The 12,452-nt window shown below is 62.6% G+C and carries 12 protein-coding genes; 6 read left to right on the forward strand and 6 right to left on the reverse strand.

Features of this window, described 5'->3' with window-relative positions; genetic code table 11:
* Nucleotides 1-58 precede the first annotated feature (58 nt).
* The 5 genes from HJB89_RS00840 to HJB89_RS00860 form a co-directional block, all read right to left on the reverse strand.
* A complete protein-coding gene (locus HJB89_RS00840; protein ID WP_164015812.1) occupies nt 59-1,387 on the reverse strand; it encodes an FMN-binding glutamate synthase family protein in 1,329 nt (442 codons plus the stop codon).
* A 14-nt stretch (nt 1,388-1,401) separates the two neighbouring features.
* Nucleotides 1,402-2,088, reverse strand: coding sequence for a GXGXG domain-containing protein (locus tag HJB89_RS00845; RefSeq protein WP_207585329.1), 687 nt, complete (start codon nt 2,086-2,088; stop codon nt 1,402-1,404).
* 55 nt (nt 2,089-2,143) lie between these two features.
* A complete protein-coding gene (locus HJB89_RS00850; protein ID WP_207585330.1) occupies nt 2,144-3,049 on the reverse strand; it encodes a glutamine amidotransferase family protein in 906 nt (301 codons plus the stop codon).
* A gap of 89 nt (nt 3,050-3,138) precedes the next feature.
* Nucleotides 3,139-3,822, reverse strand: a complete 684-nt coding sequence (locus HJB89_RS00855; protein ID WP_207585331.1) for a helix-turn-helix domain-containing protein — start codon at nt 3,820-3,822, stop codon at nt 3,139-3,141.
* Between the two features lie 70 nt (nt 3,823-3,892).
* A complete protein-coding gene (locus HJB89_RS00860; protein ID WP_207585332.1) occupies nt 3,893-4,852 on the reverse strand; it encodes a GlxA family transcriptional regulator in 960 nt (319 codons plus the stop codon).
* Between the two features lie 87 nt (nt 4,853-4,939).
* On the opposite strand from HJB89_RS00860, the gene HJB89_RS00865 reads away from it, so the two are divergent.
* From HJB89_RS00865 to HJB89_RS00890, 6 genes are all read left to right on the forward strand, one after another.
* A complete protein-coding gene (locus HJB89_RS00865) occupies nt 4,940-6,190 on the forward strand; it encodes a sarcosine oxidase subunit beta family protein (protein ID WP_207585333.1) in 1,251 nt (416 codons plus the stop codon).
* A 12-nt stretch (nt 6,191-6,202) separates the two neighbouring features.
* Nucleotides 6,203-6,484, forward strand: a complete 282-nt coding sequence (locus tag HJB89_RS00870) for a sarcosine oxidase subunit delta (protein WP_207585334.1) — start codon at nt 6,203-6,205, stop codon at nt 6,482-6,484.
* The gene (locus tag HJB89_RS00875) at nt 6,481-9,438 is read left to right on the forward strand and encodes a sarcosine oxidase subunit alpha family protein (protein ID WP_221148690.1); all 2,958 of its coding nucleotides are present in this window, start codon (nt 6,481-6,483) and stop codon (nt 9,436-9,438) included. The genes HJB89_RS00870 and HJB89_RS00875 overlap by 4 nt, the downstream gene beginning before the upstream one ends.
* Entirely contained in the window at nt 9,431-9,979 is a 549-nt protein-coding gene (locus tag HJB89_RS00880) for a sarcosine oxidase subunit gamma family protein (protein WP_221115555.1), read from the forward strand. The genes HJB89_RS00875 and HJB89_RS00880 overlap by 8 nt, the downstream gene beginning before the upstream one ends.
* Nucleotides 9,980-10,110: 131 nt before the next feature.
* Nucleotides 10,111-10,335, forward strand: a complete 225-nt coding sequence (locus tag HJB89_RS00885) for an antitoxin MazE family protein (protein ID WP_207585337.1) — start codon at nt 10,111-10,113, stop codon at nt 10,333-10,335.
* Entirely contained in the window at nt 10,332-10,655 is a 324-nt protein-coding gene (locus tag HJB89_RS00890) for a type II toxin-antitoxin system PemK/MazF family toxin (protein ID WP_207585338.1), read from the forward strand. Before HJB89_RS00885 ends, HJB89_RS00890 begins: the two co-directional genes overlap by 4 nt.
* Nucleotides 10,656-10,703: 48 nt before the next feature.
* On the opposite strand, the gene HJB89_RS00895 is transcribed toward HJB89_RS00890, so the two are convergent.
* Nucleotides 10,704-11,993, reverse strand: a complete 1,290-nt coding sequence (locus HJB89_RS00895; protein WP_246762889.1) for a CpaF family protein — start codon at nt 11,991-11,993, stop codon at nt 10,704-10,706.
* Nucleotides 11,994-12,452 lie beyond the last annotated feature (459 nt).

The raw sequence follows: 12,452 nt of genomic DNA on the forward strand, positions 1-12,452 counted from the left end.
TTAGACACTTGATGATGAAGCCGGTCGCATCCTCCCAAACGCGCCCGGCCGGTGTTTTTTAGAAACCGGTCTTGCCGGGGATCCAGTTGGTGCCGGCGAGCGGCACTTGCGCCATGGCCGATGCCTCGATCGTCAATGCAACGAGGTCTTCCGGCTCGAGGTTATGCAGGTGGTTCTTGCCGCAGGCACGCGCGATCGTCTGCGCCTCGAGCGTCATGACCTTGAGATAGTTGGCAAGGCGGCGACCGGCCGCAATCGGGTCGAGGCGTTTTGCGAGCTCCGGATCCTGGGTGGTGATGCCGGCCGGATCCTTCCCTTCATGCCAGTCGTCATAGGCGCCGGCCGTCGTGCCGAGCTTTTGATATTCCTCTTCCCAGTGCGGATCATTATCGCCGATGGCGACGAGTGCCGCCGTGCCGATGGCGACCGCGTCGGCGCCGAGCGCCAGCGCCTTGGCGACGTCGGCGCCGGAACGGATGCCGCCCGAAACGATCAGCTGCACCTTGCGATGCATGCCGAGATCCTGCAGCGCCTGGACGGCCGGACGAATACAGGCGAGTGTCGGCATGCCGACATTCTCGATGAAGACGTCCTGCGTCGCCGCCGTGCCGCCCTGCATACCGTCGAGCACGACGACGTCGGCACCCGCCTTCACGGCAAGGGCGGTGTCGTAATAGGGACGCGCGCCCCCGACCTTGACGTAGATCGGCTTTTCCCAATCGGTGATTTCGCGCAGCTCCATGATCTTGATTTCCAGATCATCGGGGCCGGTCCAGTCGGGATGGCGGCAGGCCGAGCGCTGGTCGATGCCCTTCGGCAGGTTGCGCATATTGGCAACGCGGTCGGAGATCTTCTGGCCGAGCAACATGCCCCCGCCGCCGGGTTTGGCGCCCTGGCCGACTACGACTTCGATGGCATCGGCGCGGCGCAGGTCTTTTGGGTTCATACCGTAGCGGGAGGGCAGATATTGGTAGACCAGCGTCTGCGAATGGCCGCGTTCCTCATCGGTCATGCCACCGTCGCCTGTCGTGGTCGAGGTGCCGGCGATGGTCGCACCGCGACCGAGCGCTTCCTTGGCATTGCCGGACAGCGCGCCGAAGCTCATGCCGGCAATGGTGATCGGCGTCTTGAGCGTGATCGGCTTCTTAGCGAAACGTGAGCCGAGGACGACTGTCGTGTCGCACTTTTCCCGATAACCTTCGAGCGGATAGCGCGAGATCGAGGCGCCGAGAAACAGCAGATCGTCGAAATGCGGAACCTTGCGCTTGGTGCCGGCACCGCGAATGTCATAGATACCGGTCGCCGCGGCGCGGCGGATTTCGGCAAGCGTATAGTCGTCGAACGTCGCGGACTTGCGTGGCGGGGTATAAGGATTGTGATAGCTCATGGGTGTCCCTCGCTTCAGTACGCGTCGGCGTTGTCGATGTTGAAATTGTAGAGCTTGCGAGCCGAGCCGTAGCGCTTGAACTCTTCGGGCCTGACGTCCGTCACGCCTGCTTTGTCGAGCAACTCGGCAAGCTTTTCCAGATGCTCCGGCCGCATCTCTTTCTCGATGCAGTCGGAGCCGAGGCTCTTGACCTCGCCGCGGACAAAAAGCTTGGCTTCGTAGAGCGAATCCCCCAACGCATCGCCGGCGTCGCCGAGCACAACGAGATGGCCGGACTGGCCCATGAAGGCCGACATGTGGCCGATGCTGCCGTGAACGACGATGTCGATGCCCTTCATCGAAATGCCGCAGCGCGATGCTGCATTGCCCTTGATGACGAGCAGGCCGCCGCGGCCGGTGGCGCCGGCATACTGGCTGGCGTCGCCCTCGATGACGACGGTGCCGGACATCATGTTTTCGGCAACACCCGGACCGGCCGAACCGTGGACCGTGACCCTGCCGCCGTCATTCATGCCGGCGCAGTAATAACCGACCGATCCTTTGACGGCGACCGTGACGGGGCTGTCGATACCAACGGCAACGGAATGACTGCCGCGCGGGTTGATGACTTCGAATTCAGTGTCGTTGGCACCCTTGGAAAGGGCGTGCAGCGCGCTGTTCAGTTCGCGAAGAGGGGTGTTGGAAAGATCGAATGTCGGCATTGCATCCTCGTTGGTCCGGGAGACGGTTTGAGCCGCTCCTGCATTCAGGCGCCCCTCAGGCGGCCTTGTCGTGATCCCAGAAGTAAACGGTGGCCGGCTCCGGCTCCCAGACACGGGCGTTCTCGATGCCGGGAAGGTTGACCAGCGCGCGGTATTCCGAGCCGAAGGCGACATACTGGTCGGTCTCGGCCATGACGGCGGGCTTGCAGGCGATCGGGTCGCGCACCACCCCGAAGCCGGACTTGGTGCCGACGACGAAGGTGAAGAAGCCGTCGAGATCATCGAGCGCGCCGGTCAGTGCCTGGCCGAGATCCTTGCCCTTGGCCATTTCGGCCGTCAGATAGGCGGCGGCGACTTCGGAATCGTTCTGCGTCTCGAAGGTCATGCCTTCACGAACCAGTTCGCGGCGCAGGTTGTTGTGGTTGGACAGCGAGCCGTTGTGCACCAGGCACTGGTCGGCGCCGGTCGAGAACGGATGGGCGCCGAGCGTGGTGACCGCGGATTCCGTCGCCATGCGGGTATGGCCGATGCCATGGGTGCCGCTCATGGCGCGGACATCGAACCGCTTCACGACATCTTTCGGAAGACCGATTTCCTTGTAAATCTCGACGCTTTCGCCCGATCCCATCAGACGGACCGTCGGGCGGATCTCTTCGAGCGCCTTGCGCACGGTTCCAAGCTTGGAGGCATCAAGCTCGATGACCGCATGTGTGCTCTTGATCGACACCTCGGCTTTGATGCCGGCCTTCGCAAGGTCACCGGCGAGGCCTTCGAAGTCCACGCTGGGATTGGCGGACTGGATGGTAATTTTCGCTTTTCCCTCGGTGGAGCCGCCATAGATTGCGATGCCGGCTGAGTCCGGTCCGCGATCCGTCATGGTGATCAGCATATCCGAGAGCAGATTTCCCAGCTGAGGTTCAAGGCTCTTGTCCTTGAGGAACAATCCAACAATGCCGCACATAGCGTGTGCCTCCGTTCATGGTGAGAAAGGACTAGCAGGACTATTTGTCGACTTCAACTAGGAAGAATAAATTTTTCTTTTAAGGCAAGTCAGCTTCTGGAGTTCTGCTGTGGATAGCTGATGATCGAGAGGTATTTGCTCGGCAGTTCCACCAGTTGTTCCGGCCCATGCGGCGCATCGGCATCGAAGAACAGGCTGTCGCCCGGCTGCATCTGGAAAAGCTGATCGCCATGGCGGTAGATGACCTCGCCTTCGAGCATGTAGAGAAATTCCATGCCCTCGTGCTGGAAGGTTGGGAAGGTGTCGGAATCGGCCGTCAGGGTGATGAGATAGGGTTCGACGATGACGCCGCTGGTATTATTGTCGATATGGCCGAGCAGATTATATTGATGGCCGGCGCGCGTGCCGCGCCGTTCGAGCTCGATGCCCTGCCCCGCCTTGACGAAGACGGCATTGCGCGGTTCCTCAAAGCGGCGGAAAAAGGCGGTCATCGGCACGCCCAGCGCCCGCGACAGCGATTGCAGCGTCGTCAGCGACGGCGAGATGTTGCCGTTCTCGATCTTCGACAGCATGCCGAGCGAAATGCCGGTCGCGGCCGCCAGATCGGTGACCGTGATGCCGAGTTTCTTGCGGTAGGCGCGCACCTCATGGCCGATCGCCATTTCGAGGTTGTTTTCCTTCGGCTCGCGAACAGCGTGTGGATCCTGGGAAAAGGGAGCGCGTTCGCTCTGCGCCTGTTCCAGTTGCTTCGCCGCTTCAAGCTTGGATTTCATGCTGCCGCCTTCGCGTTGTTAAGAGGCAACCCTATCGCCCTAGTGAAATTTTCTCAACCGTGAAGAAAACCTATTCGCGCCGCGCCTCACGCGGCGCGATGCCGTAGACTGTGCGGAACATCCGGGAAAAGTGGCTAAGACTGGAAAAGCCGGTGGCGACAGCGATCTCCGAGACGGAAAGCGGGCTCTGCTTCAGCAGGCGATGGGCATGCTGCAGCCTGATCCTATGATACTGATCGAGGAAGCTGGTCTTAAGATGGGCGGAAAAGAGCCGGTCGAGATGGCGGACGGTGACGCCGGCGATGCGCGCCATGGCGGCGCGGTCGAGCGGCATCTCGATCGTCTCCTCCATCCGTTCGAGAACGCTGAGCAGACCGGGATGGTGGACGCCGTAGCGTTCGGCGAGCGAAGCGCGCTGGGGGGCGGCGGGCTCGTTGACCTCTGTGTGAAGATACCAGTCGCTGACGCGGCGGGCAAAATCCGGTCCCATGCGCTCGGCGATCAGCACATGCATCATGTCGAGCGGCGCGATACCGCCGCCGCAGGTGATCCGGTTGCCGTCGATCATGAAGCGCGCCTGGCGCGGCGACAGATCGGGAAAAGCCTCGAGAAGGGCGGCCGCATGTTCCCAGTGGATGGTAAAATCGCGGCCGGCCAGCAGTCCGGCCGCGGCCATCAGATAGGGCCCGCCCGAAATGCCGCCGATCCTCACACCTTCGCGCGATAACTGCCGCAGACAGGCAAGCACGCCGGGATAACGCCAGTCGCGCGGCAAGCCGCCGGCGCAGACGAAGGCCGTGCCGAGGCCGGAACCCCTGGCCGGAAGCGGTTCTGCGGGCACGCTGACGCCCGAGGAGGAGCGCGCCGGCTCCCCGTCCGGCGAAAAGATCGACAGGCGATAGATTTCGCGCCCGGCCAGAAGGTTTGCCGCCCGCAACGGCTCGGTCGCCGAGGCATAGGACATCAGCGCGAATCCGGGGATCAGGATGAAGCCGATCTCCTGGACATTTTTACTATCGGTGGAGGACATGTCTCTTTTCTAACCATTCATGTCCTTATTGCGCAAGTCGATCGTGCTCTTTCTGGCATCATGCAGCGGTTCTTATCGGATTGACCCATGCGCTATTCCGCTCTTTCGATCTTTCTCAACGGCCTTCGCGGCAACAAAAGCTGGGCGCCCGCGTGGCGCGATCCGGCGCCGAAGCCGCATTACGACGTCATCATCGTCGGCGGCGGCGGTCACGGCCTTGCCACCGCCTATTATCTTGCCAAGGAATTCGGCATCACCAATGTCGCCGTCCTTGAAAAGGGGTATCTCGGCTCCGGCAACGTCGGCAGGAACACGACGATCATTCGCTCGAACTACCTGCTGCCCGGCAACAATCCCTTCTACGAACTGTCGATGAAGCTGTGGGAAGGCTTGGAGCAGGACTTCAACTTCAACGCCATGGTCTCGCAGCGCGGCGTCCTCAACCTCTTCCATTCCGACGCGCAGCGGGATGCCTATACGCGCCGCGGCAACGCCATGCGGCTGCACGGCGTCGATGCCGAGCTTCTCGACCGACAGGCGGTGCGCAAAAAACTGCCCTTCCTCGATTTCGACAATGCCCGTTTCCCGCTGATGGGCGCTTTGTACCAACCGCGCGGCGGCACGGTACGCCACGATGCGGTCGCCTGGGGTTATGCGCGCGGCGCCGACAGCCGCGGCGTCGATATTATCACCCAGTGCGAGGTGACCGGCATCCGCAGCGAAAACGGTAAGGTTACCGGCGTCGAGACCAGCAGGGGCTTCATCGGCTGCGGCAAGTTGGCGCTGGCGGCGGCCGGCAATTCCACCGTCGTCGCCGACATGGCCGGCCTTCGCCTGCCGATCGAAAGCCATGTGCTGCAGGCCTTCGTCTCCGAAGGGCTGAAACCCTTCATAGACAATGTCGTCACCTTCGGCGCCGGCCATTTCTACGTCTCCCAGTCGGACAAGGGCGGGCTCGTCTTCGGCGGCGATATCGACGGTTATAATTCCTATGCCCAGCGCGGCAATCTGGCCTCGGTCGAGCATGTCGCCGAAGCCGGGCTGGCGATGATCCCTTCCCTGTCGCGGGTGCGTTACCTGCGCTCATGGGGCGGGGTGATGGACATGAGCATGGATGGCTCGCCGATCATCGACCGCACCCATATCGACAATCTCTATCTCAATGCCGGCTGGTGTTACGGCGGCTTCAAGGCGACGCCCGCCTCCGGCTTCTGCTACGCCCATCTGATCGCCCGCAACACGCCGCATCAGACGGCCCGCGCCTTCCGGCTCGACCGGTTCGCCCGCGGCTATCCGATCGACGAAAAGGGCGTCGGCGCCCAGCCCAATCTGCACTGAGGACATTTGACGATGGCAAGCCTGATTTCATGTCCCCATTGCGGCGCCCGGCCCAAGGAGGAATTCTCGATCCGCGGCGATGCCGGCCTTATCAGACCGGCGCCGGATGCCGGCGTGGAGGCCTGGTTCGACTATGTCTATCTGCGCGACAATCCGCGTGGCAGCCACAGCGAATACTGGCACCATTCCTCTGGATGCCGCCGCTGGCTGATCGTCGAACGTGATACCGTCACCCATGTGGTTCATGGCGTCAGGGATGCCGCGCTTTCGAAGCTTGGCGGGGACCTGGCATGACGAGCTTCCGTCTTTCCTCCGGCGGGCGCATCGACCGCGCCACGACACTCGGCTTCACTTTCGACGGCAAGGCGCTCGCAGGCCATCCGGGTGATACGCTCGCCTCGGCGCTGCTTGCCAACGGCATCCAACTCGTCGGCCGCAGTTTCAAATACCACCGCCCGCGCGGTATCCTGACGGCCGGGGCTGCCGAACCGAACGCGCTGGTCACGACAGGCAGCGGCGGCCGAACCGAGCCCAATACGCGCGCGACGATGATCGAGCTTCACCAGGGGCTGGCGGCCAAGAGCCAGAACCGCTGGCCCTCGCTCGGTTTCGATGTCGGCGCCGTCAACGGGCTGCTCTCGCCCTTCCTCAGCGCCGGCTTCTACTACAAGACCTTCATGTGGCCGGCGGCGCTGTGGGAAAAGCTCTACGAGCCGGTGATCCGCAAAGCGGCGGGCCTCGGCAGAGCCTCCTATGAGGCCGATCCCGATGCCTACGAGAAATGCTGGGCGCATTGCGATCTGCTGGTGATCGGCGCCGGTGCTGCCGGCCTTGCCGCGGCACTCACCGCCGGCCGCGCCGGCGCCCGCGTCATCCTCGCCGACGAAGGGCCCGAACTCGGCGGCAGCCTGCTTTCCGATAGCGGCACGATCGAGGGCAAGCCGGCAGACATGCTTCTCGGCGAGCTGCTGGCAGAGCTGGAAGGGCTTTCGAATGTGCGCCGCCTGCCGCGCATGACCGTGTTCGGCTGGTACGACGATAATGTTTTCGGCGCCGTCGAACGGGTGCAAAAGCATGTGGCGATGCCCGATCCGGACCGTCCGGTCGAACGCTTGTGGCGCATCGTCGCCCGGCAGGCGATCCTGGCGACAGGCGCCGAGGAGCGGCCCCTGGTCTTCGGCGGCAACGATATTCCCGGCGTGATGATGGCCGGCGCCATGCGCAGCTATCTCAACCGGCAGGCAGTGGCCCCAGGCAAAAGCACGGTAATCTTCACCACCGACAATTCTGGTTACCGCACCGCCGCCGACCTTGAAGCCGCCGGCCTTCAGGTCGCGGCGATCGTCGACAGCCGCGCCGATGCGGGCAAGGGCTGGCAGGGCCGCGCCGAGGTGCTGAAGGGCGCCCGGGTGATCGACGCGTTTGGTGGCCAGCGCCTCAACGGCGTCAGCGTCGAAACCGCAAACGGCACCCGCCGCATCGACGCCGATGCGCTTGCCATGTCGGGCGGCTGGAGCCCGATCATCCATCTTGCCTGCCATCGCGGCGGCAAGCCGCAATGGTCGGACGAGACCGCGGCGTTTCTGGCGCCGGCCGGACAGGACGGTCTTGCCGTTGCCGGCTCGGCTGCCGGTCTTGCCGAAACCGCGGCCTGCATCGGTGATGGCGCCGCAAAGGCAGCTGCCGCGTTGAAGGCGATTGGCTTCACAGCGGCGGAACCGGCCTTTGCCGTAGCTTCCGAGACGGTTGCCCCGGCAAAGCCGCTCTGGTCGGTCAAGGGTTCGAAGGGCAAGGCTTTCGTCGATTATCAGAACGACGTGCATCTCAAGGATCTCGGCCTTGCCGTGCGCGAAGGCTACGGCCATGTCGAGCTCGCCAAGCGTTATACGACGAGCGGCATGGCGACCGACCAGGGCAAGCTTTCCCACATCAACGCCATCGGCATCCTGGCCGAGGCGCGCGGCGTGTCGCCGGCCGAGGTGGGAACGACAACCTTCCGGCCCTTCTATACGCCGGTCTCCTTCGGTGCTTTGACCGGGACATCGCGCGGCAAACATTTCCAGCCGGGGCGCAAATCGCCGCTGCATGGCTGGGCTGAGAAGAACGGCGCGGTCTTCGTCGAAACCGGCCTCTGGTACCGTTCCTCCTGGTTCCCGCGCGCCGGCGAAACGACATGGCGCGACAGCGTCGATCGCGAAGTGCTGAACATCCGGAGGAATGCCGGCCTCTGCGACGTCTCGACCCTCGGCAAGATCGAAATCTTCGGCCGCGATGCCGCGGCCTTCCTCGACCGCATCTATTGCAACGGCTTCGCCAAGCTTGCCGTCGGCAAGGCGCGTTATGGCATCATGCTACGCGAGGACGGCTTCATCTATGACGACGGCACCACCAGCCGCTTCAGCGACGAGCATTTCTTCATGACGACGACGACGGCGCTTGCCGCCGGCGTGCTCACCCATCTCGAATTTTGCGCCCAGACGCTATGGCCGGAACTCGACGTCTGCTTCGCCTCGTCGACCGATCAATGGGCGCAGATGGCCGTTGCCGGGCCGAAGTCGCGCGCCATCCTTTCGGAGATCGTCGACGAGGATCTATCGGATGCGGCCTTCCCGTTCATGAGCGCCCGAAAGGTTTCGCTGTTCGGCGGCCGCCTCGAAGGCCGGCTCTTCCGCATCTCCTTCTCGGGCGAACTCGCCTACGAGCTTGCGGTGCCGGCCGGTTACGGCGAGGACGTTGCCGACGCGATCATGGCGGCGGGCGAGAAACACGGCATCTGCGCCTATGGCACCGAAGCGCTCGGCGTTCTGCGCATCGAGAAAGGCCATGTCACCCATGCCGAGATCAACGGCACGGTCACACCAGGCGATCTTGGCTTCGGCCGCATGGTGTCATCGACCAAGCCGGATTTCATCGGCAAGGCGATGCTCGCCCGCGAAGGCCTGCAGGACCCGGAACGGCCGCGCCTCGTCGGCGTCAAGCCGCTCAATCCGGCAAGCGGCTTTCGCACCGGCTCGCATATCCTTGTTGAGGCTGATGCAGCGACGCTCGAAAACGACCAGGGCTACGTCACATCAAGCGCATTCTCGCCGACGCTCGGCCATACGATCGGCCTGGCTCTGGTCAGGCGCGGGCCGGAGCGCATCGGTGAAAAGGTGACGGTCTGGAACGGCCTGCGCAACGAATATACCGATGCGGTGCTCTGCCATCCTGTCTTCGTCGATCCTGAAAACGAGAAGCTCCATGCTTGATCTTCCTCAGCACAGACCGGTTCTCGCCGGGGCAGCATATGCCGGTATCTCAGCGGCAGACATCCGGCTGGAAGCCTTGCCGGAAGGCCATCTGCTACACGTACTGGGCACGATCGAGCCGGCGGCACTTGCCGCCGAACTGGTCAAAGCCGGCTTTGCAAACAGTTCGATCCGCAAGGCCGGCTTCCGGCAATGGTTCGTCGCCGGCGACGAGCCGCTTACGCCCGCCGGTCTCGATACTCTTACGGCAGCGCTTGCCGGAAAAGCCTTCGTCATGGACCAAAGCCACGGACGTGTCCGCATCGGCGTTTCCGGCCGGTCTTCGCGGCTGCTTCTTGCAAAGGGCACCGCCGTCGATCTCGATCCTGCCATCTTCCCGGAAGGTCGTTCGGCGATGGCGATGGTCGGTCATCTCTCGGTGCAGATCGCCCGCACCGGCGATGACAGCTTCGAGCTGACGGTTCTGCGCAGCTTCGCCGAAAGTCTCTGGGACGAACTCACCCATATGGCGGCGAGTGCCGAAAAGGATGGCGGCGTATAAGGGCCGTCCTTCCCGCCAATACCGAGCGCATTGCATCTCTCTCCAGATGTCCGCGCAGCCCTGACCGCCGGCAGATTGACATGGCAATACCGGGTTCTTATGTTACATGTAACGCGGCAATGGAGTTCGTCATGGCAACGCCGGTCAACGAAAGAGTTCAAAAGCGCCGCGAGGCTTTGCGGGCCGCTGGACTGCGTCCCGTGCAAATATGGGTTCCGGATACCCGTCGCCCTGGTTTTGCCGACGAATGCCATCGTCAGTCCGTTCAGACAGCTCTTGCCGATGCAGGCGATCGCGATTTGCAGGATTTCCTCGATGCCGCTCTCGCCGACATGGACCATGATGGTGAAGCGTGAGGCGCGGTGACATCGTAACCGTTGCCATCACCGGCGATTTCGGCAAACCGCGTCCGGCGCTCATCATCCAGGCGGATCAGTTTGACGCAACCGGCACGGTTACCGTGCTGCCGATTTCCGGCACCCTCATCGACGCGCCGCTCATTCGGCCGACAATCGAGCCGACAGCGCTCAGCGGTTTGCGCAAAGCCTCGCAGGTGAAGGTGGACAAAAGCATGTCGGTGAAACGGGAACGAATTGGGCCGATAATCGGTCGCCTGGAAGACGATGCTCTCTTAGCAGTCACAAGATCGCTCGCCGTGTTTTTGGGTATCGCCTAACCGTAAATCCTAACTCGCTTTCCACCAGGCGGCGTCCGCCGATGGACTTCAAGCCGTTTCCCGCGCGGCGGCACCTATCCATTCGGGGCGTTCTGCGCCTTGCAGCTCTTCGATCGCATCGGCGGCAAAGCTCGGCACGACACCGGTCCACAGCAATGCGCCGTCGGGATTGGAATGGCCGTCGCCCTCGAGCTTGTAGATGCTCTCGACGATATATTGGCCGTCATTGTTCAGGCCCTTGATCTCGGAAATCTCGATCACCCGGCGTCTCCCGGTGCGCTTGAAACGGGCGATCTGCACGACGACGTCGACCGCCGAGGCGATCTGGGCGCGCAGCGGCCGGAGCGGCATGTCGATATCCGACATCAGCGCCAGCGTCTCCAGCCGGTGCAGGGAGTCGTAGGGCGTGTTCGCGTGAACCGTCGAAAGGCTGCCGCTATGGCCTGATGTCATCGCCTGGATCATATCCAGCGCCTCGCCGCCGCGGCACTCGCCGACGATGACGCGGTCGGGCCGCATGCGCAGCGATGAGCGGAACAGGTCGCGGATGCTGGCGCCGCCGCGGCCGAAACGGTCGGGCTTGGTGACTTCGAGATAGACGACGTGTTCCTTGCGGATCTGCAATTCGGACGTGTCTTCGATGACGATGATGCGCTCGTGGTCGGCAAAGGCCTCCGACAGCGCGTTCAGCATCGTCGTTTTGCCGGTGCCGGTGCCGCCGGAAATGATGACGTTCTTCTGCAGCCCGACGGCCGCCTGCAGCAGCGATAGCGACCCCTCGGTCAGGCTGCCCTGGGTGACGAGGTCGCGGATGCTGCGATGTTCTTTCAAAAAGCGGCGAATGGAGATGCAGAGCCCGGTGCGGGACGCGGGCGGCTGAATCATCTGCACGCGCGAGCCATCCGGCAAACGCGCTTCGACGCTCGGCTCCTCCGGCGTCAGTCGCTTGCCGGAGAATTGCGCGATGCTGCGCGCAGCCGATTCCAGGTCCTCGCGGCTGGCAAAACGCGTATCGGCGCGTTCGAGCTTGCCGCGCCTTTCGACGAAGATGTTGGATGTCCCATTGATCAGGATTTCGGAAACGCTCGGATCATCGAGCAGGAAGCGGATCGGGCCCAAGAGCTTGTCCAGTGCCCGGGTCAGGACCTGGAAGGTCGCCTGTTCGGCGGCGTCGTCGGAAACGGCCTTCATCAGAGCGGCATCCCCACAAGAACCGTGCTCATGCCGAACAATGTCGCCATCATCTGGACCGCGGTCGGAAAGAACATCATCAGTGGAATGAGGACCAATGCAAGTATCAAGATGCTGCTCATCGTTTCCATCGTTTTCTCTCCGGATCGACTAGCGGATCATACCCGCCATTGCAGGAAAGCTTAATCCAGATCGTCAAGCAACACCATGGCCGCGTCGCGCTGAGACAGCCCAGATGACCCCTGCAGGCGCCTTCTTCTATCACCTTGAAAGAATTGACCAATTATGGAGCAGTAGACAAGTCGCCACAAGATCGTCGCAGACTTCCCTTCTTGAGGTAAAACTGCAGCGTAATCAATCGGTTAGTTGCGAAATCCCGGCGTCAACTCCGTTTTCCCACGCCATGCCTCCAAGGCAATTGGAACCCTTCGTTTCGTTTGCTTGACGGAGGGCTGGCCTTGGGCGCACTCTTGGGTCTTAATGGTGTTGCTCAACAAGCGTTGGCCGCCGGGGAAGAAAAGCTGAAGCAGAACATATCATTGGAACGAGCAACGTGCTCGTTCGGATCGATACCGTATGCTTGGTAATCTTCTCTCAGGTCTTCGA

Source organism: Rhizobium sp. NZLR8, from assembly GCF_019685025.1.
GTDB lineage: Bacteria > Pseudomonadota > Alphaproteobacteria > Rhizobiales > Rhizobiaceae > Rhizobium.

Bases quoted from the DNA above. Each gene is read 5' to 3' on its own strand.
- HJB89_RS00850 (WP_207585330.1), bottom strand. From the start codon at position 3,049: ATGTGCGGCATTGTTGGATTGTTCCTCAAGGACAAGAGCCTTGAACCT.
- HJB89_RS00845 (WP_207585329.1), bottom strand. From the start codon at position 2,088: ATGCCGACATTCGATCTTTCCAACACCCCTCTTCGCGAACTGAACAGC.
- HJB89_RS00880 (WP_221115555.1), top strand. From the start codon at position 9,431: ATGCTTGATCTTCCTCAGCACAGACCGGTTCTCGCCGGGGCAGCATAT.
- HJB89_RS00865 (WP_207585333.1), top strand. From the start codon at position 4,940: ATGCGCTATTCCGCTCTTTCGATCTTTCTCAACGGCCTTCGCGGCAAC.
- HJB89_RS00855 (WP_207585331.1), bottom strand. From the start codon at position 3,822: ATGAAATCCAAGCTTGAAGCGGCGAAGCAACTGGAACAGGCGCAGAGC.
- HJB89_RS00875 (WP_221148690.1), top strand. From the start codon at position 6,481: ATGACGAGCTTCCGTCTTTCCTCCGGCGGGCGCATCGACCGCGCCACG.
- HJB89_RS00860 (WP_207585332.1), bottom strand. From the start codon at position 4,852: ATGTCCTCCACCGATAGTAAAAATGTCCAGGAGATCGGCTTCATCCTG.
- HJB89_RS00840 (WP_164015812.1), bottom strand. From the start codon at position 1,387: ATGAGCTATCACAATCCTTATACCCCGCCACGCAAGTCCGCGACGTTC.
- HJB89_RS00870 (WP_207585334.1), top strand. From the start codon at position 6,203: ATGGCAAGCCTGATTTCATGTCCCCATTGCGGCGCCCGGCCCAAGGAG.
- HJB89_RS00885 (WP_207585337.1), top strand. From the start codon at position 10,111: ATGGCAACGCCGGTCAACGAAAGAGTTCAAAAGCGCCGCGAGGCTTTG.